A 23,890-nucleotide genomic window follows, 5' to 3' on the forward strand; every position below is an offset into this window, starting at 1 on the left:
GTGAGTGTGTCAACTATTGAGTTGGTGTAGTAGTGTGGGGCGCATGACAGATCAGGACGCGCGACTCGCCGAGGCGAACCGCCTGGCCGAACTGCTGGTCGGCGTCGTAGAGCAGGCCAAAGCCGACTTCGCCGCGACCGTCGGCGAACTGGGCCTGCCCGTGTCACTCGCGCGCGCCATCGTCCTGCTGACCAAGCCGGCGCCCATGCGCGATCTGGCCGAGCAGCTGCGCTGTGACCGGTCCTACATCACGAGCCTGGCCGATCAACTCGAGGAGCGCGGTCTCATCACCCGGGTGCCTGGCGAGGACCGCCGCTACAAACTCCTCGCGCTCACCGAGGAGGGTGTCGCGCTCCGAAGCCGGATCGCCCAGGCCGTGGCCGAACGCAACATGCTCCTGCATCGGCTCACCGACGACGAGCGCAATACCCTCGCGCCCCTGCTTGAACGTCTACACGGCGAAGGCGTAGCGCCTTCCGGGAGCCGCGACAGCTCCTGCTGACAGCGCCTTTCACGTATTGCGGCGGTCGCCGTCCGGTTCCGGTCGCAGCGCCTTGGGGCCGCGATGGGACAGCGACCTGGGTGGGACGGTCGAGCCACGCCCGGTGGCGCCGTCGATCGCGACGATCTGCTTCTGCGCGTACATCGCCTCGTCGGCGACCCGGATCAGGTCGTCGATCTCGGTCCCGTCCCGGGTGGCCGCCTCGCTGACGACCGCGCCGAGGCTGGCGCCGACGGCCACGCCGTCCGGGGACTCCTCGAACGGGCGGGCGAGAGCCGACCGCACGCGCTCGACCAGGGCGCCCGCGCGGTCGGCGCCGCAGTCGCTCAGCAGTGCGAGGAACTCGTCGCCGCCGAACCGGCCGACGTGGTCGCCGGCGCGTACGCTGCGGCGGAGCCGACCGGCGATCTCGACGAGCACGCGGTCCCCGGCGGCGTGCCCGTACCGGTCGTTGACCTCCTTGAAGTCGTCGAGATCGCAGAAGATCAGCGTGCAGTCACGGGGTGACGCGAGTTCCCGGTCGAGCGCCTCGGTGAACGCCCGCCGGTTGAGCAGACCGGTCAGCGGATCATGATCAGCCTCCACGGCCAACGCCTCCGCCAGCCGATCCCGGCTCTTGGCCAGCAGGCCGATGCGCAGCATGACCAGCGGCACCATGACGACGCCGACGAGGACGCTGACTGTCGCGTCGACCTGTGCCCCCGTCAGGAGCAGGAAGCCGTTGACGATCGCCGGGATGCTGAGCGCCAGGCCCAGCAACACCAGGCGCAGCGAACTCAGGCGTTCGTCCCGGGGCGGGCCGGGCCGGGCGAGCCGGCGCATCGAGGGGTCGAATCCGACCACGGACAGCGCGATGTAGGCGATCATGAACGACATCACCCCGACGACCCGGGCCGGCGCGCCACCCCAGCCGGTCAGGACGAATCCGGCGAGGTTGAAGGTCAGCGCCGCCAGGAACAGGCGCAGCGCACGCGTACGCTCCTGGTCGGTCTCGACCAGCCGGATGAGCGCACCCCAGGTCCCGCACAGCACGAGCACGATCACGCCGAGGGCGATCGCCTCGTTCGAGGTCAGCCCGTTGGCGTCCATCCGCGGTTGCAGCACGACGACCCACAGCAGGCCGCCCAGCGAGATGGCGGCCAGGCTGGCGTCGATCAGGCCGCTGTAGTCGTTGCCCCCGCGTTTGATGACCAGCCCGGCTGCGGCGGTGAGGAGCAGCATGCTGGCCACCACATCGACGACGCCCCGGTTGGGCAGCCAGAGGTGCAACGTGTTGTTGACGGCGCTAAGCATGATCGCGGCGAAGATCAACCACCATTGGGTGCGGAGGTTGGCCGGGCTGTGCCGTAGGCCGTAGAGCGTGGGCACGACGGCCAGCCACGAGAATACGAGGTATATCCCGCTTCGCTCCGATTGTGAAGCGAGGGGGAAGGCGGCCACGGCGATCAGCGCGACGACCACCGCGGCGGTGATCAGCCGCCGGCGGTAGCTCTTCCCGCTTATCTCGGGCACTGTTCCAGCCTAGGTTCATTTCGCCGGATTCCGGGCTCGTCGGCCCGTGAATCGGTCATCTCGGTCGAGTAGGTCGCCCAGGCCAGGGCTCCGGCCCTGAACACTGGGCGACTGGCCGCTCATCTCGGCTGGATCACTCATCTCGGCTGGATGGCGTGGTTGATGCGGAAGATCTGGTTCGGGTCGTACTTCGCCTTCAGCTCGGCCAGCCGGTCGTAGTTCGCCACGGTGTACGCGCGGCGTACCCGCTCGGGAGTCGAGTCGTGGTCGAAGAGGAATCCGGGAAGCTTGGCACCGGTGTCCCACGGCCGGAGGCGCTCCAGCACCTCGTCGGTGACCTGGCGGACGGCGTCGGCCCGCTCGGGCGGCGCCGGCATTCGCAGCCACAGGTGGAACGCCGCGCCCTGCGTACTGACGGCGTGCGCGCGCCGGGGCTCCCGGTCCAGTGCGCCGCCCAGCTGCCGCAGCTCGACGCCCGGGTAGGGGCCGCCGGTGGCCGCTGGATCGATCAGTGCGACCAGTTCGGCGACCGCCTCGTCATCCAGGTCGCGCAGCAGCGCGCTGCGCAGGTGCGCCCGGACCGGATGCTTGGGGTCCTGGTAGATCTCGGTGATCTCCTCGTACGGCACGACGGCGCAGGTGTCGATCTCCGGCCCGATCGCCCGCAGCGGGCTTATCAGCCGGGCGCCCTGCTCCTCGGTTCCGGCGTAGACCACCCGGATCTGCACCAGCGACCGGCCCCGGACCTCCTCGGGGAACTGTGGCGCGTCAGGGAAGCGCAGCAGGGTCACCGAGGACGTCATCTCGTCCGGCTGCGCTCCAGCCCAATCCAGGTAGGAGCGCAGGATTCGCGCCGCGTACGCGGGATCCTCTCCGGCGAAGCTGAGTTCGCCACCGTAGACGGTGCGTACGGGGAACAGGTCGATCTCGGCGGCCACGACGACGCCGAAGTTGCTCTTGCCGCCGCGTACCGCCCAGAACAGATCGGGTTCCTCGGTCGGCGAAGCCGTACGCAGGACGCCGTCGGCCGTGACGATGTCGAGCGAGCGGACGTAGCCGGCGGCGAACCCGAACGTCCGGGCGGTCAGCGGCAGGCCGCCGCCGGTCAGGAACCCCATCACGCCCACGTTCGGCGAAGATCCGACGAGCGGGGCGAGCCCGTGCTCGGCCGCCGCGGCGATCACGTCACCCCAGCGCAGTCCCGCGCCGATCCGGGCCGTGCCCGCGCTCGGGTCGATCGACAGCTCCCGCAGCTCGCCGGTGGCGATGAAGACCGCCCCGTCCGCGGGCACGGATTTGCCGTGCCCGGTCGACTGCACGGCGATCGGGCGTCCGGTGTCCACCGCGTACCGGACGGCGGTGGCGACGTCGGCGGCGTCTGCCGGGATCACGACCACCGCCGGCCGGTGGGTGACGGTCAGCAGGAAGCCCGAGCTGGCTTCGTCGAATCCCTCGTCGCCGGGGTTGAGCACGCGGCCCCGGATCTGTGTCTCCAGCATGTGAGTACTCCACCTCTGTGCGAGATAACGTTGGCCATACCAACGTTGGTGCGGCCAACAATACACATGATCGTGGGTTTGGCCAACGGTTTGCTAGATTTCCCTGGTGGACACCGGAGAAGGACAACCGGCGCAGCGGCTTCGGGTGCTGGCGAGCAGGCTGACGAACCAGGCGGCGCTCGCGGCCAACCGGCTCGTGGACCAGGCGCTCGGCCAGGCCGGCGTACGCCGTTATCACTACGCCCTGCTCGCCACGCTGCAGGAGTACGGCTCAGCGAGCCAGGCCGACCTCGGCCGGCGTACCGGCATCGACCGCAGCGACATGGTGGCGACCGTCAACGACCTGGCCGACTGGGGCTTCGTCCACCGGGCGCCCGACCCGGACGACCGGCGTCGCAACGTCGTCACCATCACCGCCGCCGGGCGTACGCAGCTCGGGCAGCTCGACGAACTCATCAGCGGCGCGCAGGACGCGTACCTGGCTCCGCTGTCCACTGCCGACCGGAAGACGCTGATCGACCTGCTCACCCGGCTTGGGGCGTACCACACCGACAAGAAGTGATTCGATCTTCCGCCTCATGCTTTTGGTACGCCGAAAGCGAGCCTGATTCCGGCAGCCCGTCACAGGCTTGCCGGAGTGCGAAAGGCATCCGCGTGCTCGACCACCCACGAGCGGAACGTGCGCGCGGGGGTCCCGGTCACCTCCGCCACGGTGGAGGTGACCCGGGCCGGGCCGGTCGTCATCGCAGCCTGGGCGCGCAGGATCTCGTCGACCGCCGCGGGCGGCCAGCCGCGCGCCGTCATCCGGAGCCGGGCTTCGTCGGGGGACTCCTCGTGCCAGCGCACCGGTATGCCGGTCACCTCACCGATGATGCTCACCTGTTCGGCTTGGGTCAGCGACTGTGGCCCGGTCAGCTCGTAGACCGCACCGCCGGGTCCTTCCTGGATCAGTGAGCGCACCGCGACCGCGGCGATGTCCTTCTCGTGCACCGGTGCCATGGCTGCCTGGCCGTACGGTTCGGCGACGACGCCCTCCGCACGGATCTTCCCGGCCCACCGCAGCGCGTTCGCCGCGAACGCGTGCGGACGAAGCACCGTCGACTCCAGACCGTACTGGCGGATCAGGTGCTCAGCCTGCCGCTCGTGGTCACGCACCGCCACGGACGACAGGTAGACCACCCGACGGGCCTGCTCGGCGATCAGCGCGACCACCTCCTCCAGCCCGTCGGCGGAGGCGAACGGCCAGACCAGGAACACCGCCGTCATGCCGTCCATCGCCGTGCGCAGCGAATCGGGCACCGACAGGTCGCCGCGTACGGCCACGACGCCGCTCGGGAAATCGGCCGGACGGCGGGTCAAGGCGTGAACCTCGGCCCCGAGCTGGGCCAATTGAGCGGTCACCTGTCGTCCGACCCGGCCGGCCGCCGCCGTGACCAGAATCCGCTGCGACATCTGCTGTCTCCTTCGGTTCGAGCTGACTGATCATCAACCCTAGGAGAGGAGAGTGCGACGATGAATGCTTCAGAATCCGAGATTCATACGTGATCGTCGCATGCTAGCTTCGCCGAATGGATCTGCTCAGCGACGTGGTGTCGATCTTGCGATCGGGGCGGCCCCGCTCGGCGCGGGTCGCCTGGCACGCCCCGTGGGGGCAGCGTTTTCCGGCAGCGCCCGGATCGGCGGGATTCCAGGTCATCCTGCAAGGCTCCGGCTGGCTGATCCCACCCACCGGCGACCCCGTCCCGCTGGGCGTCGGCGACGTGGTGTTCTTCCCGCACGGGCACGCGTACGGTCTGGCGGCCGATCCGTCGGCGCCATTGGCCGATCCGGTGTGCGACCCGCTGGCGGACGCCGACCTGTTCGTCTCCGACTTCGTCGGGCACACCGGCCCGGTGACGGTGACCCTGTGCGGCGGCTATCAGCTCGACCCACGCCACGCCCACCCGCTGCTGCGCGACCTACCGGCGGTGATCCACCTGCCGGCCCGCTTCGGCGAGCACCCGGAACTGCGTACCGCTGTGGACCTGCTCGGCAACGAGGTCAGCCGGCCGCGCCCCGGCGCCGACACGGCCGTGCTCGCCCTGCTCGACATGCTTCTGCTCTACATCCTGCGGGCCTGGTTCGCGCAGTCCACGGCCCCGGCGAACCCCACCGGCTGGGCCGCGGCACTGGCCGATCCCGCGATCGGCGCCGCGCTGAACGCGATCCACCGCGATCCCGCCCGCGCCTGGACGGTCCAGAGCCTCGCCGACCAGGCCAACCTTTCGCGGGCCACGTTCTCGCGACGCTTCACGAGCCTGACCGCCCAAGCCCCGCTGACCTACGTCACCTGGTGGCGGCTGACCCTTGCGGCCGACCTGCTGCGGCGATCCGACGCACCGCTCACCGCGATCGCCGGTCGCGTGGGATACACATCGGAATTCGCGTTCGCCAACGCGTTCAAACGCCTGTACGCCATCGCACCGGGCAGATATCGCCGTACCGGCGCGGCGACCGGCTGACGGGCCGGCTGCCGGGACCTGTTCACTCCCGCTTTACTCACGCCGTGACTTGCGTCAAGATCGTTGAGAGTCCGGGTTGGAGGCGGGACATGGGCCGGGAAGCGGCGGCAAACGAAATGCTGTCCGGCGCTGCCGCGGTTTCCCCGCCGGCGCTGGTCGGTCGCGACGAGGAACTGGCCCGGCTGGCCGAGGTCGTCGCCACGCCGGCGGCGTTGGTGCTCGTCGAGGGCGAGGCTGGACTCGGCAAGACACGGCTGCTGGAGGAGTTCCTGACGGCCGCCGACGGTTCGTTCACCGCGCTCACGGCGACCTGCCCGCCACTGCGTGAGCCGTGCACACTCGGTCCGATCGTGGACGCGGTCCTGGCCCTGGGCATCGGTACGCTCGCGCCACTGGAGCTGAGCCCGTTGGCGGGCGCCTTGCGTCCCCTGTTCCCGGAGTGGGCCGGGGAGTTGCCGCCCGCCCTCGAACCGGCCGAGGACGCCACCGCCGCACGCCATCGGGTGCTGCGAGCGCTCGCCGAACTGGTCGACAAGCTGGGCGTCACCCTGCTCGTCGTGGACGACGCCCAGTGGTCGGACGATGCGACCAGGGAGTTCATGCTGTTTCTGGCGAATCGGGAAGGCGCAGGGCTGAGTCTCGTCGTGGCGTACCGGCCGGAGGACCTCGTCGACGACTCCTGGCTTCGGCGGCTCTCGGCGCTGCTGCGGCCGCATCGCTCGCGGCTGCGGCTGGTGCTGGAACCGCTGGGTCAGGCCGAGACCGCGGCGCTGGCGTCGTCCATGCTGGCCGGTGAGGCCGTGTCGGAGGGGTTCGCTCGGCATCTGCATGTGCACACCGACGGTGTCCCGCTCGCAGTCGAGGAATGCGTACGGCTGATGGCGGGCCGGGGCGACGTCATCCGCCACGTGGGCGTCTGGAAGCGGCTGCCGCTGGAGGAGATCGTGGTGCCGCCGACGGTACGCGACACCGTCCTCGAACACGCCGGTCAGCTCACCGCCGCGGCGCAGACCGTGCTGCGCGCCGCCGCCGTGGTCGCGGAGCCGGTCGCCGAGCAGCACCTGCGACAGATCAGCCGGCTGTCGCCCGACGAGTTCGAGGCCGGGATCGCCGAGGCCACCGCGCATCGCCTGCTCCAGGAACGCGACCGGCATCGGCTGTCGTTCCGCCACGTGCTGGCGGGTCGCGCGATCTACGACGCCATTCCCGAGCGGGAGCGGCGGTCGCTGCACGAGCGAGCCGGCGACGCGCTGGAGGCGTTGACGCCACCGCCCTTGGCGCAGCTGGCCAATCACTTCCGCCAGGCCGGCGACGGACAACGGTGGCGCAAGTACGCCGGGCTCACCGTCGAGGTCGCGGTGCAGACCGGTGACGAGGCGACCGCCGGCACGGTGCTGTACGACCTGCTGATCAACGGCGACGTGCCAGTCGACGAGCTGTCGGAGCTGGCCGACCGGCTGCCGCTCGGCTCGCTCACGGGCACGAAGCGGCAGCGGGACGTGACGGAGTTACTGCGTCAGACGCTCGAACAGCCGCAGCTCGCGCCCAGCGTCGAGGCGGACCTGCGGTTCCAGCTGGCCAGGATCCTCAACGATCTGGAGGACTACGGCGGCGCACGCTCCGAAATGGAGCGCGCCTTGCCGCATCTCGCCCGGACAGACGTGTCCGCTGCGATGGCCATGTTGGTGCTCGGCCTGCCCCGTGGACGCGTACCAGTGTCGGAGCATGTCGTGTGGCTGGACCGCGCCGCGGAGATCGGCGTGGGACTGCCGCCCTCGGACCGGCTCCGGATCGAGGCGGGCCGGGCGGGTGTTCTGCTGACGCTGGGGGACCAGCGGGGTTGGGCAGCAGCGGAGAGCATTCCCGGCGAGGCCGGAGCGGGCCGGGACCGCCGGGTCATCACCGTGGGGCGGCTCAACGTCGGCCACGCGGCCCTGCGGTGGGGCCGGTACGCCGAGGCGGGCCGCTGGCTCGCGGATGCCCGCCGGCTCGCGGAAGAGTACGAGCAGGGCAGGCTGGAAGATCTGATCCTGGGATCGCAACTGCACCTGGACTGGCTGACCGGGAACTGGGCCGATCTCGCCGAGTACGCGGCGGCTCTGGCCGGCAAGGAAGGCGTTCCGACGATCAGCCGCCTGGAACCGGCCCTGATCGGCGGGCTGCTGCACCTGGCGTCCGGCCGACTGGCAGCGGCGGGCCGCGAACTCGAACGGGTCGTCGACACGGTGCGCAGCTTCGACGCCTGGGAGTTCCTCGCGGAGGCGTCGGCGGCGCTGACCCGCATCAGGCTGGCGGAGGATCGCCCCGACCAGGCGGTGAAGTCCTCCGCCGAGGCGTGCGATGTCATCGCCGACAAAGGCATCTGGATCTGGGGGACCGAGATCGTTCCCGCACGCGTACGCGCGCTGACGGCCGTAGGCGCAATGGGCGAGGCTCGTGACCTCCTCGCGAGCTTCGAAGCGGGGCTCGCGGGCCGGGACATGCCCGCGCCGTCGGCGGCCGCTGTCGAGTGCCGAGCCGTGCTCGCCGAGGCTGAGGGCGAGCACGCGGCCGCAGCTGAGCTGTACACGCGGGCGGCCGAAGCCTGGGCCGCGCTGCCCCGGCCGTATGACGCCGCGCTGGCCCGGGAACACCAGGCGCTGAACCTGATCCGGGCGGGCGCCGAGGAGCAGGGACTGGAACTGCTCTCCGAGGTGCTGACCTCCTTCGCAGCCCTGCCGGCCGGCGGAGACGTGGACCGGGTCGCGCGTACGCTGCGCGAACACGGAAAGCCGGTGCCGCGTACGTGGCGGGGTGGCCGCAAAGGCTACGGCTCGGACTTGTCCCCTCGGGAACTCGAAGTCGTCGAGCTGGCCGCCGAGGGGCGCACGAATCAGGAGATCGCCCGCCGGCTGCACCGCTCCCATCACACCGTGGCCAGCCAGCTGAAGTCGGCCATGCGCAAGCTGGACGCCACGTCGCGGACGACGTTGACGGCGAAGGCGATCGCGGCCGGTGTCGTCGCCGAACCCGGGACACGCGACCACTGATTCACCCGGGTTCCCGGACGTTTGACCCGGGCCACCGAGTTCTTTCACCAGCTCTAGGTATCGCGATCGCCCGCGGTCTTGATCAGGATGCTGACCATGCCAGATCGCGACGACGAGGACCAGAACCAGGCGATGCCACCCGTTGAGGACGGCGCACGCGAGCGTACGACCCCAGCGCCCGCGAACGGCGACCAGCCGCGTACCCGGCCGGGCGGCGAGCCAGGCGCCCCGTCCCACGACCGGTACGTGCCGCTGTAGGCGATCACCACCCCCAACCCCCGGAAGGTGAGGCACCCCTCCATGTCCGTCCTATCCCCGAGACGGCGATCCGCCGCAGCCGTGCTGGCTGTGCTGGCGACCGCCCTGGCGGTGACGATCACCGCTCCCGCCACGGCCAGCCCTGGCGCGACCGCCACCTCCTCGAAGCCCTCGAAAGCGCCCAAGGACAAGATCCGGCCCGATCTGCGCAAACAGCTGGACTCGAAGGACCAGGCCGACTTCTGGGTCGCCTTCGAAGCCAAGGCGGATCTGTCGAAGGCAGCGTCCATCAAGGACTGGAACGTGCGCGGCACAGCCGTTGCCGCGGCGTTGAAGGCGACCGCGGCGGCCAGCCAGCAATCGGTCCGCGGGACGCTGGACTCCGCCGGCGTCGAATACCAGAGCTTCTGGGCCACCAACGCGATCAAGGTGACCGGCGGCAAGCGCGCGCTCGTCGAGGCGCTGGCCACCCGGGCCGAAGTGGCGTCGGTGTCACCTTCGTTCAAGGTCGAGCCGCCCAAGGTCACCGCCTCCGGGACGGTGGCCGCCGCCACCGCGAGCGCCGTCGAGTGGGGCGTGGCCAACATCCGCGCCGACGAAGTGTGGGCCCAGTACGGCGTACACGGTGAAGGCATCACCATCGCCAGCATCGACACCGGTACGCAGTTCGACCACCCCGCGCTGGTCCGTCAGTACCGGGGCAACAACGGCGACGGCACCTTCGACCACAACTACAACTGGTTCGACGCGGCCGGCACCTGTGGTCCCGTTCCCTGCGACAACCACGGCCACGGCACCCACACGATGGGCACGATGGTCGGCGACGACGGCGCCGGGCACCAGATCGGCGTCGCCCCCGGGGCGAAGTGGATCACCGCCAACGGCTGCTGCCCGGACGACACCGCGTTGATCGCGTCCGGACAGTGGATGCTGGAGCCGACCGACCTCAACGGGCAGAACCCGGACGCGAGCAAGCGGCCCAACATCGTCAACAACTCGTGGGGCTCCACCACGCCGAGCGACGAGCCGATCCTCGAGGACATCAGCCTGGCCTGGACCGCCTCGGGCATCTTCGGCATCTTCGCCAACGGCAACTCCGGCCCGGCCTGCCAGACCAGCGGCTCACCGGGCAGCCGGGTGATCAACTACTCGGTCGGCGCGTACGACTCGAGCAACGCGATCGCCAGCTTCTCCTCGCGGGGATCCGGTCAGGACGGCGCGATCAAGCCCGACATCTCCGCTCCCGGGGCGTCGATCCTGTCCAGCCTGCCCGGTGACCGCTACGAGGCCTGGGACGGAACGTCGATGGCCACCCCGCACGTGGCCGGAACGATCGCGCTGCTGTGGTCGGCGGCCGGTGGGCTGGTCGGCGACATCGACGAGACGCGTGCCCTGCTCGACGGGACGGCGATCGACAGCCCCGACGGCCAGTGCGGCGGCACCGACGCCGACAACAACGTGTTCGGCCAAGGCCGTCTCGACGCGTTGGCCCTGCTCAAGTCGGCCCCGATCGGGCCGGTCGGCCGGGTCGCGGGAACGGCCACGGACACGGCGGGTACGCCGATCGCCGGGGCGCAGATCACCGTCGCCGGGCCGGTCACCCGTCAGCTGACCACCACGGCCGACGGTGCCTTCGCGTCGGGGATCCTGCCGATCGGGACCTACACCGTCAGCGCGAAGAAGTACGGCTACGAGGTTCCCAGCGCCACCGTGCAGATCACCCAGGACGCGACGTCGACCGTCGCGCTCAAGCTGGTGCCGTTGCCCTACAAGACGGTCAGCGGCACGGTCACCGACGGGTCGGGCCACGGCTGGCCGCTGTACGCCAAGCTGATGATCGACGGGTACACCGAAGGCCCGATCTTCACCGACCCCGTCACCGGCCGCTACAGCGTTCGCCTGCCCGCGTCCACGGCGTACCAGGTGCACGTGTTCCCGCAGTATGACGGCTACGCCACCAGCGACCGCACGGTGCAGCTCGGCGACGCCGACCTCACCTACGACCTGTCGCTGACCGCCGACCAGTCGAGCTGCACCGCGCCGGGCTACCGATGGAACGGCACCGGCGAGGACTTCACCGGCTGGACCAGCGGCACGACGGACGGCTGGACGACCTCCGGCCAACCGGCATGGCGCTTCGACAACCCCGGCTACCGCACCGCGCCCAACGACGGAGGCGGCCGGTTCGCCATCGCCGACGCGGCGTACGCGGGGGTCAAGCGCTTCGACACGACCCTCACCTCGCCGGCGTACGACCTGTCCGCTCAGGACAGTCCGGTGATCGCCTTCGACACCGCGTACTACGGATCGAGCAACCAGCGGGCCGACGTGGACGTCAGCGTCGACGGCGGCAAGACGTGGACGAACGTGTGGCAGAAGACCACCGGCAACACCTTCGGCCGGGTCACCGTCGCACTGCCGCAGGCCGCGCATCGCACCGGCGTCCGTGTCCGGTTCCACTACCAGGGCCGCAACGGCAACTGGTGGGCCTTGGACGACGTCTTCGTCGGGACACACGCCTGCGTCGTGACCGAGGGCGGGCTCGTCGTCGGATTCGCCAAGGACACCACCGGTGCTTCGGTGTACGCCACCGTCGCGCGTACCGCCGCCGCGCAGGAGAAGACGACCACCGTGACCACCCCGGTCGATCCGAACCTCGGCGACGGCCTCTACTGGCTGTTCAGCTCCGCGACCGGGCCGACCGAGCTCACCGCTACCGCCGCCACCTACACCAGCGCCACCGCGACGGTGCCGGTGGTCAAGAACGCCATCGTCACCCAGGACTGGACCCTGACCAAGGTCGGAGGCTGACATGACGACCTTCACGCCAAGGAGCCGCCCCGTGATCCGGGCATATCGCAGACTCATGGTCGCCTCCGCGGCCGCCCTCCTCGCCGTCACCGCCGGAACCGCCGCCACCGCGGACCCGGCCACCACGGACCTGACCACCACGACTGCCACCACGTCGGCGACCACCGACGGCGGACTGTTGTTGCCGGGCCTGACGGCATCGACCTACACGATCACCCTGATCACCGGTGACCAGGTCACGATGCAGCAGACCAGTGGCCGCTACACCGTCACCGCCACGGCGCATCAGCGCGCCGACGGGACCATCCCCGCCATCGACGTCAAAGCCAAGTTCGGCGCCGATTCGGCGGTCACCAGCGTGATCGCACTGCCGGCCGACGCCGCCGGACTGGTCAAGGCCGGTGTCGTCGACCGCAACGCGTTCGACGTGCTCTGGCTGGCGAAGCGATCGGCGGCGGGCGACACCTCGCTGCCGGTGACGGTCAAGTTCGGCTCCGGGCTGGACGTCGCGGCGCTGACCGAGGCCGCGTCCGTCCTGCCCGGTGCCGCGGTCGTCGCGACCAGCCAGGCGGCCGGCACGGTCGACATCCGCGTCGACGCCGCCAAGGCCGCGCAGTTCTGGGCCACCGTCGTGGCCTCCGGCTCCGCTGGGGACCTTACGAACTATCTGGTACGCGGCGTCGCACCGAAGCTGGAGCACGGCGTACTGGGGCTCTGGCCGACCGGCCACCGCTCCTCGACGATGACACCGCAGACCGACACGGGCCAGCCACAGTTCGACGTCACCTGGATCATCACCGCACCTAGCAGCGCGCAGCAGCAGAGCTGCGGCAGCCTCGCCGCGACCATGTGCGTGTTCGCCGAGCCAGGCCTCGCGCAGGTCGGCGGGTCGGCGATCGGAACGCCGTACGCGTTGCAGAGCCTGAGCTGCGTGACGATCGATCCCTGCACGGGCTATGAGGCGAAGTTCCGGGTGCCGGCCGGCGTCTACGAGGGCGGCGGACTGATGACCTTCCGGCTCGCCGGCATCGACCAGATCTTCAACTTCGAGGTGCCGGAGTTCACCGTCGACCAGAACCTGACCATCACGACGGACGCCGACGTGGCTCAGCAGCTGATCGTAGAGACGCCCCGGCCGAACGAGACCTACAACGGCACCCTGCTCACCTACCGCAGCTTCGCCAACGGCGCCGGCGGGGTCTCGATGGTGTTCACCATGTACGGCCACGCCAACTACTGGGCGGTGCCCAGCGCCCCGATCACGGTGGGCACCTTCCACCTGGGTCAGAACTGGATCCTCGGCGAGCCTTACGTCGGCATGAAGGTCGTCAAGCCCACCAAACGGCCGCTGGCCGCGATCCAGGCCGGCAACAACTACTGGGTGAGCCAGTCCTTCGCCCACTTCACCGGACGGCAGACCCTGGAACTGGTCGACGGCGGCCTGGGCCGGGCAGAAGATCTGGCCAAGATCGACGCCCGGGGCAAGCTCGTGATGCTGCAGATCGACGACGACAAGCTCGGCGGCATCTGCGAAATCGGCACGCCGGCGCTCGACCGCGCGAAGGCCGCCGGTGCGGTCGGCGTACTCGTCGACCCGGTTGCCAGCAACGGGCCGTGGCCGACCACCGTGTGCGAGTACCTGCCGATCCTGCCGGCCTTCTGGAACCAGCCTTCGCAGGGTCGCCCCGAACTCCCGTACGCCGCGGTCACCCACACCGAGGCGGAGCAGTTGCTCGCGATGATGCGTACCGGGACCGTCAAGATCGAGGTCACCGGGTCGTCGCAGATCAGCCCGTACGTCTACAACCTGCACCTCTACCAGGAAGGGCAGATCCCGGCGTCGCTGCACACGAAGCTCACCGACCGGCAGCTCGCCGAGGTCCAGACGACGCTGGCCGGATCGTCCACCGAACCCGACACGATGACCTACTCGGCCTTCCGCAAGAACGAGCACGCGACGGGCGGCGTCGTGCTGGTCGGCCTCACCGAGGGCGTCCGTTACACCACCTATCAGGGCCCGGTCGCACCGGACCTCGTCCGGCTCCAGCGGGACTTGTCGAACCGTCTCACCGTCGAGGTGGTCGACCAGGCGGGCCCGATCCGTTCCCAGCAGTGGGGAACCGGGCCGCTGGTGCCCGGCGCGCCGGAGCTGCCGGCCAAGGTCTTCGAGGCCCGGCCGGGCGACTTCGACGGCGGAGACTTCTACACCTCCGTCACCATGTGCTCGTTCTGCCGGCAGGGCAGCACCTTCTATCCGCTCCTGCACCTGGTCACCGGGGCGAGCCCGAACATCGTCAACGGCGCGTACATCTTCGCGCCGGAGAACCTGCACATGTACGCAGACGGCCAGGAACTGACTCAGGGCAGCGACTTCATCTGGGGCGCGGTCTACGACCTGCCCGAGGAGGCCAAGCGTTACGAGCTGACCGGTTCCAACAACGGCGGCGCCACCACGACGAAGTGGGGCTTCACCTCGTCAGCGCCCACCGCGGCGGCCCAGCAGCAGGGAACCTGGTGCCCGCAGGGGATCGGTGTGCTCTGCCGATCCGAGTCGCTGCTGTTCCTGCGCTACGACGCCGGGCTCGACGTGACCGGCTCGGTCACCGGCGGCGGCAAGCACGAACTGCGGCTCACGGCGTACCACCAGGGCATCGAAAGCGCGACCATCGGGAGCCTGGAGCTGTCGCTGAGTTTTGACGGCGGGACCACCTGGCAGCCGGTGAAGGCGACGGCCAAGGGTGGCGGAGAGTTCGTGGCGAGCTACCGCGCACCGCGCGCCGGCGAGACCAATGGCACGGTCAGCATCAAGGCCAAGGCCTCGGATCGAGACGGCAACACGATCGAGCAGACCGTGCTCGGCGCGTTCACCGTCAAGTGATCAACGGGTGCGAAGGCCCAGGTGGGCCTTCGCACCCGTCCTGCGTGGCGGTGTCAGACGAGGCCCAGGACGATCGCGACGGTGCCGACCGTCGCCATGAGCAGGGCCGAACCGGGGTGCATGCCGATCGAGAGCCGGATGTCGTGCTTGCGCCAGACCAGCCAGATCCCCGGGAACAGGAAGATGAGCTTGGACAGCACGGTCCACGGCGCCCAGAAGTGGTACACCGAGAACAGGACCGTGTTGAGCACCGGCGCTCCCCAGCGCAGATGGGCGATGCGGGGCAGCAGGAAGCCGCGGAAGTAGAACTCCTCGATCAGCGGCAGGGTGAATCCGGTCAGCGGCAGGCACACCAGCATGGTGACCACCAGCATCGAGTGCGAGTATCCGTCGAGGTAGGTGGTGGCGCTGCCACCGGCCCCTTCGAACGGGACCCAGGTGAAGAAGGTCTCGTAGACGACGTTGTCCAGCGGCACGAGGGCGAGCGAGACCACCGTCATCCACACCATGAGACCCGCGATCATCGCGGTGACCTTTCCGCGTGGGATCGGCTTGTCCAGGTAGCCGACCACGCCCCGGAGCGTGTATCGGCCGTTGCGTCGGCGGCCGAGCCACAACAGTCCGAACAGGACCGGCGCGAGGACGATGACCAGGGCGATCGCCCAAGCCAGGAAGATCGGATACGCCATCGCCTTGACGAGCGGTTCGGCGATGAACAGGTACGCGGCGACGATCAGGGCGCCGGGCACCAGGTGCAGCGCGATCGACAGTGCGACGGAGTGGCGGTCGGCCAGCAGCAGCTCGACGATGCGGTTCGGCCGGGCCGCTGTCGCCGCGGCCGTGGGGGTCAGCGTGTTCTCCATGCCGAGAATGGTTGGCCCGAGCGCTGTCGCGACCCTGTTACGGCCCTGACATCGGCTCAGCGCAATCTGTCAGTCGGGAGGACGACGAGCTTTCCGCGTACGTGGGTGTGGACGAGATCGGCGTACGCCTGCGCCGCATCGTCCAACGTGTACCGCCGGCTGATGACGTCGGGCAGGGATCTCGCTGCCAGTTCGTCCAAGGCGCCCGGCCGTGCCGCGCTGTAGACGGTCTGCACCGAGAGATCGACTCGGTCGAATGTGGATGGATCGGGACTGGGGAAGGCGACGTTGACCAATTGGCCGCCCGGGCGGATGACGGCGCTCGCCGGAACGAGAGCGGGACCGGGCAGGGCCAGGTTGACCAGGGCATCGACGCCGTCGGGGTGGCGTCGCAGCGTTTCGGCGATCGTGTCGACCGCGCGGTAGTCGATGACCTCGGTCGCGCCCAGGCCACGGACATAGGCGTCGTCCTCGGGTATCGCGGTGGCGATCACGTGGAGCTGGGCGGCGGCGAGCAGCGGGACGACGGTGCTGCCGACCCCGCCCGCGGCTCCGGTCACCAGAACCCGGTCGCCTGCCTCGAACCGGCCGGCCTCCAGTACGGACAGTGCCGTCAGACCGGAGATCGGCAGGCTGGCCGCGACCTCGGCTGATAGGTGCGCCGGGCGTCGGGTGATGGCCGGCGTGTCCGCCTCGAACACCGCGTACTCGGCCATGGCGCCCGTCGTCAGGGACGGGGGCGTGGACAGCATCGCGGCCATCGTCTCGGTCGCGCGGGGCAGTCCGACGCCGAAGACCTCGTCGCCGGGGGAGTAGCGGGTTACTCCTAGGCCGACCTCGGTGACGGTTCCGGCGAAGTCGCTGCCGGGTACGTGCGGGAAGGTCAAGGAGATCAGATCGCGCACCGCGCCACTCAGGGTTCGCAGGTCGGCGGGGTTGAGGGCGGCGGCATGCACGCGGACCTGGATCTGCCCGGGCCCGGGCTGCGGAACGGGGATGTCTTCGACGGTCAGAATCTCGGCCGGTCCGTACTGCTGGGCGACGACGGCTTTCATGATCACGCTCCCATGCTCATCGCAGTAAGTTGACCGTGCGGTCATGTTGGTGACCGTACCGATAAAATGACCCGATGGTCAAGTTGCGCTAGGCTGGGGACCGTGCCCCGAGCAGACGCCGCCCGCAATCGCACCCTCGTCATCGACGCGGCTTCCGCAGAGCTGGCCGAGCATGGCCTCGACGTCTCGATCGCCCGGATCGCCGCCCGGGCCGGCGTCGCCAAAGGGACGGTCTTCAACCATTTCGCCAGCAAGGAAGAACTGGTAGCCGCGATCTTCTGCGAGAAGCTCGCGGCCCTCGCCGCGACCGGCGAATCCCTGCTTTCGCATCCGGACCCATTGGACGCGCTATTTCAATTCGTCACCGCGGGCGCGGAGTTCCAGGCCAACGACCGCTCCTTCTGCGAGGCGGCCACGGCCTCCCGCGCGGATCCCGCCATCCGCGCCGTCAGCGACCGGCTGACCGGTGCAGCCGAAGCGCTGGCCGACCGCGCCCGGAAAGCCGGCGTCCTCCGGTCGGACGTCACCGGGCACGACGTCGTGCTCCTGCTCAGCGCTCCGGCACAGGCCGCAGCCCCGCTCGCGGGCGCACGGCCTGATCTGTGGCGACGCTACCTGCACCTGATCTTCGACGGGCTACGGCCGGAAGCCGAGCATCGGCTTCCTGTTGCGGCACCGACGAATGAGGACTTCACGACGGCCGCTACTCGCTGAACGTGCCGTGGAGCCCAGGCTTTAAGGAGATCGGCTGAGCCGATCACCCCTCCAGCAGACTCCGCCGACGCAGGACATATACGAAGCCGAGACCGACGAGCAGCAACAACAGGGCACCGCCGATGATCAGCCGGAGGCTCGCGCCGGTCACCGGCATGGATCCACCTGACCCACTCGTGGTCGCGCCGGCGGTCGGAACGCTGTCCGTCGGAGTCGGCGACGGGCTCGGCGGCACGACCGGCGACCAGGCCACCGTGTTGTCGGTGCTCGTGGACGCGGTGCTGTCCAGCCCCGCCGCGCTCTTGGCCGCGCCGGCCGGAATCGCCGCGGTCACCGTGCCGTCCGTGGTCATCCCGGTGACGTTCACCGTGTACGCGGCACCGCTGCCGGCGACATTGGCGACCAGGGTGCCGCCGACGGTGCTGCCGGCGAAACTGATGTCGGCGGCGTCGAAGCCGATGACCGGTTCACTGAACGTGACCGCGAACGCGATCGCCGTCAGCGACGTCGGATCAGTCTGATCCGGTTCCTGGTCGATCGTCACCGTCGGTGCGACCGGCGTCCAGTCCACAGTGTTGTCCGTGCTGGTCGAGGCGGTGCTCGGATTGCCTGCCGCATCGGTCGCGGCACCCGCGCCGATCGACGCCACCACCGTGCCTTCGGTGGTCATCCCGGTGACCTTCACTGTGTACGCGGCGGCGCTGCCGGTGACGGCTGCGGCGAGGGTGCCACCGGCGGTGCTGCCGGTGAAGCCGATGTCGGCGGCGTCGAAGCCGGTGACAGGTTCGCTGAACGTGACCGCGTACGCGATCGGGGTGGTCGACGCCGGATCGGTTTGACTGGCCACTTGATCGATGATCACCGTCGGCGCGGTGCCGTCGGGTGTCCAGGACACGCTGTTGTCGGTGCTGGTGGACGCTTCGTTCGGCTCGCCGCCGCCGTTGGTCGCGACACCCGCCGCGATTCCGGCGACCACGGCGCCTTCGGTGGTCATCCCGGTGACGCTGACCGTGTACGCGGCGGCGCTGCCGGTGACGGTGGCGACCAGGATGCCGCCGGCGGTGCTACCGGTGAAGCCGATGTCGGCGGCGTCGAAGCCGGAGACCGGTTCGCTGAACGTGACCGCGAAGTTGATCGGAGCCGAGGCCGTCGGATCGCTTTGTGCCGGGGCCTGATTGATCGTCACCGTCGGCGATGCCGCGTACGCCGGAGCCGCGAGAAGCTGGCTCACGGCTAACACCGTGCCGAGCAGGATTGCGGAACCGGCACGAGCCGACATGGCGTACCCCTTCGAAGGACCGGTGACCGCTGCAAGGTAACACGGTGATTCGTGCGAAACCCGCACTTCTTTCGTGGGTACGGTCGCCTATCGCTTCAGGATGGTTCAGCTGCTTGCGATGGCGCTTTGGCACCGCGTTTGGCCACCAGGCCGGCGAGCAGCATGACCACGACGCCGATCGCCACGCCGCACAGCGTCCACAGCACCCGGTAGCCCTCGGCGCCGTAGTCGGAGGGTGAGGGAAGGTCGATCAGGACGAGCACTCCTGCGGCGATGGCCGCGGTGTAGATCGCGTAGTTCCAGAAGCGGATGGCCACCCCGTGCATCAGCAGGACGAGCGCGACTATTTCGAGTCCACGTACGGCCATCACATGGTTGGTGCCGTGTGTGCTGTTCGGAATCAACAACAGCAGCGCTGCCGCGATGGCGCCGATCAGCGCGCCGGCGACACGCTGCATGCCGACGAGGGTCGTCTGTTGCAGGCCGGGCTGCAGCGTGACGATGGCCGCGATCGGCATCCAATAGCCGTGCGAGAGGTTCAGCCCGAACGCGAGTGCGACCGTGACGGCGATGACGACAGCGCGGATCACCGCGTACATGATCATGGGCCGGGTCAGCTTCCGCTGGGCGGTGTCACCGGGCAGTTCCGCGATCGGCTGGGGACGGTCCGACCGCCCGCGGATCAGCCACTCGGCGAACGTCACCACGATCCACAGCGCCGACCCGCCGACCCAGGCGAGCACCTGCGCCCAGGTGTGGCTGGTGATGTGGGATTGCTGATCGATGCCGACCGCGATGCCGAGGGTGATGATGAACCAGACATTGAGCAGCAGGCCTGTCGCGAAGCGGTGCGCCCCGAGCACGATGGCGAGGCCGGCGACCAGCGTGACCAGGAAAGCCGCGAGTACCAGCCAGCCCCAGGCCGCGTTGCCGAGTCCGAACCCCAGCGCGGTCAGGCCCGCGCCGATCAATGCGAACACGGCGATGCGCAGAACGCGTTGCCCGTAACTGCCGCCCGGGTCGGCGAGCCAGGCGAACAACACACCGAACAGAGCACTGAAGAGGTACTGCTCGTTGCCGAACGTCCAGAAGACCAGCATCGGCACCAGCGCGACGTCCAGGAACAGCACTGCCCGGGGCCAGTTGACTCCGGCAGGGTTGACCGCGAACACCTTCGACAGCACTTTCACGGAAGCCCCCCGCTGTCGTTGCTTCGATGGCTTAAACCGATGATTCTGTTGAGTCCGTTACGCGCCTATTCTCCACGCGCGAAGGGTGCTCAGCGGTGCCTACGGCCATTCGGCCATCGGAGCTCCCAAGGCAGCCCGAGCCGCGATCCATAAGCCGAAGGTTAAGCCTGCGATACCATCGTCGCCGTTGATCGCCTGCTCAGAAGCCATGACGATGAAACTCGACCGTGGATTCGAGCGGCACAGACCCGAGGGATTGCATGAAACTCACTGTTCGCATCGCCCAGCGCGACGAATTGCCCGCACTGACGACCTTCCCGAACGACGACGAGCGCAACGCCGTAACCGCTGCGTACCTGGCCGGTCTGCTGGAAAGCGGATGCACTCGGCCAGAGTGGTGCGTGGTCGCCGAGCGTGACGGCCGGCTGATCGGCAACGTCGTGCTGTGGACGATTCCCGGTCGCACGGTGCCGATGGACCTCGTGCTGCTGGAACCGGGCGATCTGGCGACAGGGGAGGCGCTGCTGGCATACGCCGCGGACCTGGCCCGCTCGCTCGGCGCGCAGTCGCAGGGGCACGTCCTGGACGCTCCAGCGCAGGCCCCGCAGTTCCAGCGGGATCCCGAGTCGCGCGAGAAGCTGCTGGCGGCCACCGGCTTCACGATCAGCCGCGACGGCTGCCGGTTCCTGTGGACCGCGAACGATCCGATGCCGGCCCAGGACCAGCGCCTGCACTGGCGTTCGCTGACCGACCTGGGCGAGGAACCCTTCGTGGACCTGCTCGCCGACACCTTCACCGACACCAAGGACTCGATCTTCCAGGCCGAGATCGCCGAACACGGCCTGCGCGGCGCGGCTGAACGCAATCTCGCCGAGATGCAGGAAATGGATCACGAGCCTGCCTGGTTCGAGATCGGCTACGACGAGCGCGACCAGCCCGTGGCGATCAGCCTGCCCGCGCGGACGAGCAACTCGGCAGTGATCGGCCTGGTCGCCGTCGCGCGGGCCGGCCGGGGCCAGGGGTACGCCACCAGCGTGGTCGCCCGGGGCACTCAGCTGCTGGTCGAAGCCGGCGCCGACGAGATCCGCGGCGACTGCGACGCGGGCAACATCGGCATGTTCAAGGCGTTCCAGCGCGCGGGCTACCACAACTTCGCCAACCGGAAGATGTTCAGCCGCCAGTTGTGACAGGCCGTTTCAGCAGAACGGGCCGAAGCGGAGGTCCCACCGTCCGGCGACGACCTCGGCGATGTAAGGGTGCCTGCGCCAGCCGCGGCAGCGTGCGACGATCAGCAGCCGCCACGCATCCGGGGTCACACCGGACGGTGACCCCGGTATCAGGCGTACGCGGCGCCCCAGGCAGGCCCCGCAACGGCGGCAGACCGTCGAGTCCGCCAACGCCTGGGCGAGCACCTCGACCAGCTCGGCTTCCGACTCGGTCGGCGCGGCAGAGGGCAGATCGGCCGCGCCGGACCGCCACGACAACCACGAACTCGATGGCAGCCCCCACTCCATGCGGCCACGATCGCCCCGCCGCGAGGTTCTTCGCGCCCGTCATAGTCCCTGGTCCGAACCAGGGTTGCCGGGGCGCCCCGGACGCTACGCTCGGACGATCTGAGGTCGCGGGTCCCGCGAAGTCATCCTCCGTGGAGGCGCCATGGAGACGGGACGGCCAGCCGTCCGGCTGTTCGGCCGAGAACGTGAGTGCGAAACCGTAGATCGCCTGGTGGACGCAGTTCGCTGCGGGCGTGGCGGCGCAATCGTCGTACGCGGCCTGCGGGGGATCGGCAAGTCCGCGCTGCTGGACTACACCGCGGCGGCGTGCACCGGCCTGCGCCTCGTGCGCATCAACGGCATAACGGTGGAGCGGCACCTGGCGTACGCGGCCCTGCACGGAGCCTGCGCACCGCTGCTCGACCGGATCGATAGTCTGCCGGCTCCGCAAACCGACGCGCTCCGCATCGCTTTCGGCCTCGAGGCAGGTCCGGCGCCGAATCCGATGCTCGTCGCCTTGGGCACCCACGGCCTGCTGACGAGCGAACCCACGGTCTGCCTGGTCGACGATGCGCAGTGGCTGGACTTCCCGTCGACCCGGGCACTGGCCTTCGCGGCCCGTCGGCTGGACACCGAAGCCGCTCTGCTGGTGCTCGCCGGGCGGGTGGACAACTTCGCGGGGTGCGGGGACGGCTTCGCCGGGCGAGCGGATGACTTCGCCGGGCGTGCGGGCGACTTCGCCGGGCGAGCGGATGACTTCGCCGGGTGCGTGGGCGACTTCGCCGGGCGGGTGGGTGCCTTCGTTGGGCGGGTGGGCGATGATGAGTTCGGCGACCTGCCCGAACTCCGCCTGCACGGCCTCCCGGACGAGTCGGCGCGGGAACTACTCGCCTCGGTCCTCCCCGGGCCACTGGACCAACGCGTACGCGAGCAGCTGCTCGCCGAGGCGCGCGGGAATCCGTCGGCGCTGCTCCATCCGCCACGTAGCCGAGGGTTCGCCTATCTTCCCGGCGACGACCACGATCACCCGCACCCCGAGCCGGCCGAACTCGAAACGGCATTCCGGGAGCGGATCCGGAAGCTGCCAGCCGAGATCCGTGGGCTCCTCGTGCTCGCGGCCGCCGAACCCACCGGCGACCCGATGGCCGTCCGGGCCGCTGCCCGCACCCTCGGGCTACCGCCGAAAGCCGCCACACTCACGGCCGACGCCGGGTTGCTCGAGGTGGAGGCGACGGTGCGGTTCGGGCACCCGCTCGCACGATCGGCCGCGTACCGGTCGGCGAGCCGTCGCGAACGGCAGGCAGCCCATCGAGCACTGGCCGAAGTGATCGATCCGATCACCGATCCGGACCGCCGTGCATGGCACCGCGCCCGCGCTGCCCACGGCACCGATGATCAGCTGGCCGACGACCTGGTTCGCTGGGCTAGTCGCGCACAGGTTCGCGGCGGGCTGGCGGCCGCAGCCGCGTTTCTGGAACGGGCCGCGACGTTGACGTCCGACCCGGCGAAGCGCGTCGAGCGGACGCTCGCGGCGGCGGAGGCGATGATCCCTGCTGGGGACTTCGCCGCGGCTCGGCGACTGCTGACGCGCGCTCGTCCCGGTCTGCTCGACGAGCGCCAGGCGGCTCGTCAGGATGCGCTCCGGGCCAGACTCGAGTACGCCTCGCGTACCGGCGACGGCGTCACGTCGCTGATCCGGGCGGCACAACGGATGGAGCGACTGGGTGCCGAGGCAGCCCGGGCGGCGTACCTCGACGCGTTCGGGGCCGCTCATGCGGCGGGCGTACCGGAGGCGGACTCTCCGATTCGAGCGGCAGCCCGCACGGTGCTCCGGTCGGCGCGACTGCGCTCTGGGACTCGCCCGACCGATCGGCTTCTCGTCGGGCTGGCAACGCTCTACGACAGCGGACCGGCGCAAGCGATGCCGGCCTTGCGGGAGGCGTTGGCTGCCTGGTCTGGTGAGTCCTTCGAGGCCGTCCTCCGGTTCGGCGGGCCGGCTGTCGCCGCCGCTGTGGACAGCTGGGACGATCAGGCGCTGATTCGGATCGTCGGACGCGTGGCCCATTTGGCCCGTCAGGCCGGTGCGCTCGGTGACCTGCTGTCCGCCCTTGAACTGCGAATCCCGGTGGAGCTACTGCGCGGCCGGCTGGCCAAGGCAGCAGCACTGATCGACGAGTTCGACAAGATCAGCCGCGCGATCGGGATCGAGTCGGCGGCACCGCAGGCCTGCCTGGCCGCGTTCCGGGGCGTGGCGTTCCGGGGCGTGGCGTTCCGAGACGTTGCCGACGCCGCGTTCTTCGGAGCAG

At 69.7% G+C, this 23,890-nt stretch carries 18 protein-coding genes and 1 pseudogene; 11 read left to right on the forward strand and 8 right to left on the reverse strand.

Annotation, left to right across the window (positions count from 1 at the left end; translation table 11 throughout):
- The first annotated feature begins 43 nt into the window (after positions 1–43).
- Positions 44–502 (forward strand): MarR family transcriptional regulator, encoded by a 459-nt coding sequence (locus AB0M47_RS12285; RefSeq protein ID WP_363412116.1) that lies wholly within the window; start codon positions 44–46, stop codon positions 500–502.
- Between the two features lie 9 nt (positions 503–511).
- Here AB0M47_RS12285 and AB0M47_RS12290 read toward each other — a convergent pair whose 3' ends face one another.
- Positions 512–2,014 carry a GGDEF domain-containing protein gene (locus tag AB0M47_RS12290; protein WP_363412118.1) on the reverse strand — a complete coding sequence of 501 codons (1,503 nt, stop codon included), beginning with the start codon at positions 2,012–2,014 and terminating at the stop codon, positions 512–514.
- A 137-nt stretch (positions 2,015–2,151) separates the two neighbouring features.
- Positions 2,152–3,513 (reverse strand): FAD-binding oxidoreductase, encoded by a 1,362-nt coding sequence (locus AB0M47_RS12295; protein WP_363412120.1) that lies wholly within the window; start codon positions 3,511–3,513, stop codon positions 2,152–2,154.
- A gap of 106 nt (positions 3,514–3,619) precedes the next feature.
- Here AB0M47_RS12295 and AB0M47_RS12300 point away from each other — a divergent pair, with 106 nt between their 5' ends.
- Positions 3,620–4,075: a MarR family transcriptional regulator gene (locus tag AB0M47_RS12300; protein WP_363412122.1), complete on the forward strand. Its 456-nt coding sequence runs from the start codon at positions 3,620–3,622 to the stop codon at positions 4,073–4,075.
- A gap of 59 nt (positions 4,076–4,134) precedes the next feature.
- Here AB0M47_RS12300 and AB0M47_RS12305 read toward each other — a convergent pair whose 3' ends face one another.
- Entirely contained in the window at positions 4,135–4,965 is an 831-nt protein-coding gene (locus AB0M47_RS12305) for an NAD(P)H-binding protein (RefSeq protein WP_363412124.1), read from the reverse strand.
- 116 nt (positions 4,966–5,081) lie between these two features.
- On the opposite strand from AB0M47_RS12305, the gene AB0M47_RS12310 reads away from it, so the two are divergent.
- The 5 genes from AB0M47_RS12310 to AB0M47_RS12330 all read left to right on the forward strand — a co-directional run bounded on the left by AB0M47_RS12310 (position 5,082) and on the right by AB0M47_RS12330 (position 14,990).
- Positions 5,082–6,014, forward strand: coding sequence for an AraC family transcriptional regulator (locus AB0M47_RS12310; protein WP_363412126.1), 933 nt, complete (start codon positions 5,082–5,084; stop codon positions 6,012–6,014).
- 89 nt (positions 6,015–6,103) lie between these two features.
- Positions 6,104–9,043, forward strand: coding sequence for an AAA family ATPase (locus AB0M47_RS12315; protein WP_363412128.1), 2,940 nt, complete (start codon positions 6,104–6,106; stop codon positions 9,041–9,043).
- A gap of 96 nt (positions 9,044–9,139) precedes the next feature.
- On the forward strand, positions 9,140–9,301 hold the full coding sequence (locus tag AB0M47_RS12320; protein ID WP_363412130.1) for a hypothetical protein: 162 nt from the start codon (positions 9,140–9,142) through the stop codon (positions 9,299–9,301).
- A gap of 42 nt (positions 9,302–9,343) precedes the next feature.
- Positions 9,344–12,112: a S8 family serine peptidase gene (locus tag AB0M47_RS12325; protein ID WP_363412132.1), complete on the forward strand. Its 2,769-nt coding sequence runs from the start codon at positions 9,344–9,346 to the stop codon at positions 12,110–12,112.
- A gap of 31 nt (positions 12,113–12,143) precedes the next feature.
- Positions 12,144–14,990 carry a hypothetical protein gene (locus AB0M47_RS12330; protein WP_363412134.1) on the forward strand — a complete coding sequence of 949 codons (2,847 nt, stop codon included), beginning with the start codon at positions 12,144–12,146 and terminating at the stop codon, positions 14,988–14,990.
- Positions 14,991–15,043: 53 nt separating this feature from the next.
- On the opposite strand, the gene AB0M47_RS12335 is transcribed toward AB0M47_RS12330, so the two are convergent.
- On the reverse strand, positions 15,044–15,853 hold the full coding sequence (locus AB0M47_RS12335; RefSeq protein ID WP_363412136.1) for a CPBP family intramembrane glutamic endopeptidase: 810 nt from the start codon (positions 15,851–15,853) through the stop codon (positions 15,044–15,046).
- A gap of 56 nt (positions 15,854–15,909) precedes the next feature.
- The gene (locus tag AB0M47_RS12340) at positions 15,910–16,908 is read right to left on the reverse strand and encodes an NADP-dependent oxidoreductase (protein ID WP_363412228.1); all 999 of its coding nucleotides are present in this window, start codon (positions 16,906–16,908) and stop codon (positions 15,910–15,912) included.
- 102 nt (positions 16,909–17,010) lie between these two features.
- Between AB0M47_RS12340 and AB0M47_RS12345 the strand changes: the two genes are divergently transcribed.
- Positions 17,011–17,622 carry a helix-turn-helix domain-containing protein gene (locus AB0M47_RS12345; protein ID WP_363412138.1) on the forward strand — a complete coding sequence of 204 codons (612 nt, stop codon included), beginning with the start codon at positions 17,011–17,013 and terminating at the stop codon, positions 17,620–17,622.
- A gap of 43 nt (positions 17,623–17,665) precedes the next feature.
- Here AB0M47_RS12345 and AB0M47_RS12350 read toward each other — a convergent pair whose 3' ends face one another.
- Positions 17,666–18,853, reverse strand: a complete 1,188-nt coding sequence (locus AB0M47_RS12350; RefSeq protein ID WP_363412140.1) for an Ig-like domain-containing protein — start codon at positions 18,851–18,853, stop codon at positions 17,666–17,668.
- A 143-nt stretch (positions 18,854–18,996) separates the two neighbouring features.
- Positions 18,997–20,091: an FUSC family protein gene (locus tag AB0M47_RS12355; protein WP_363412141.1), complete on the reverse strand. Its 1,095-nt coding sequence runs from the start codon at positions 20,089–20,091 to the stop codon at positions 18,997–18,999.
- A 260-nt stretch (positions 20,092–20,351) separates the two neighbouring features.
- Here AB0M47_RS12355 and AB0M47_RS12360 point away from each other — a divergent pair, with 260 nt between their 5' ends.
- Positions 20,352–21,278 carry a GNAT family N-acetyltransferase gene (locus tag AB0M47_RS12360; RefSeq protein WP_363412143.1) on the forward strand — a complete coding sequence of 309 codons (927 nt, stop codon included), beginning with the start codon at positions 20,352–20,354 and terminating at the stop codon, positions 21,276–21,278.
- 9 nt (positions 21,279–21,287) lie between these two features.
- On the opposite strand, the gene AB0M47_RS12365 is transcribed toward AB0M47_RS12360, so the two are convergent.
- Positions 21,288–21,605, reverse strand: coding sequence for a hypothetical protein (locus AB0M47_RS12365; RefSeq protein ID WP_363412145.1), 318 nt, complete (start codon positions 21,603–21,605; stop codon positions 21,288–21,290).
- A gap of 142 nt (positions 21,606–21,747) precedes the next feature.
- On the opposite strand from AB0M47_RS12365, the pseudogene AB0M47_RS12370 reads away from it, so the two are divergent.
- Both AB0M47_RS12370 and AB0M47_RS12375 read left to right on the forward strand, forming a co-directional pair.
- A pseudogene (locus AB0M47_RS12370) lies at positions 21,748–22,224 on the forward strand (ATP-binding protein); the annotation flags it as partial.
- 1,450 nt (positions 22,225–23,674) lie between these two features.
- Positions 23,675–23,752 carry a hypothetical protein gene (locus AB0M47_RS12375; protein ID WP_363412230.1) on the forward strand — a complete coding sequence of 26 codons (78 nt, stop codon included), beginning with the start codon at positions 23,675–23,677 and terminating at the stop codon, positions 23,750–23,752.
- The last annotated feature ends 138 nt before the right edge of the window (positions 23,753–23,890 follow it).

It is taken from the genome of Hamadaea sp. NPDC051192 (genome assembly GCF_040682475.1).
Classification (GTDB): Bacteria; Actinomycetota; Actinomycetes; order Mycobacteriales; family Micromonosporaceae; genus Hamadaea; species Hamadaea flava.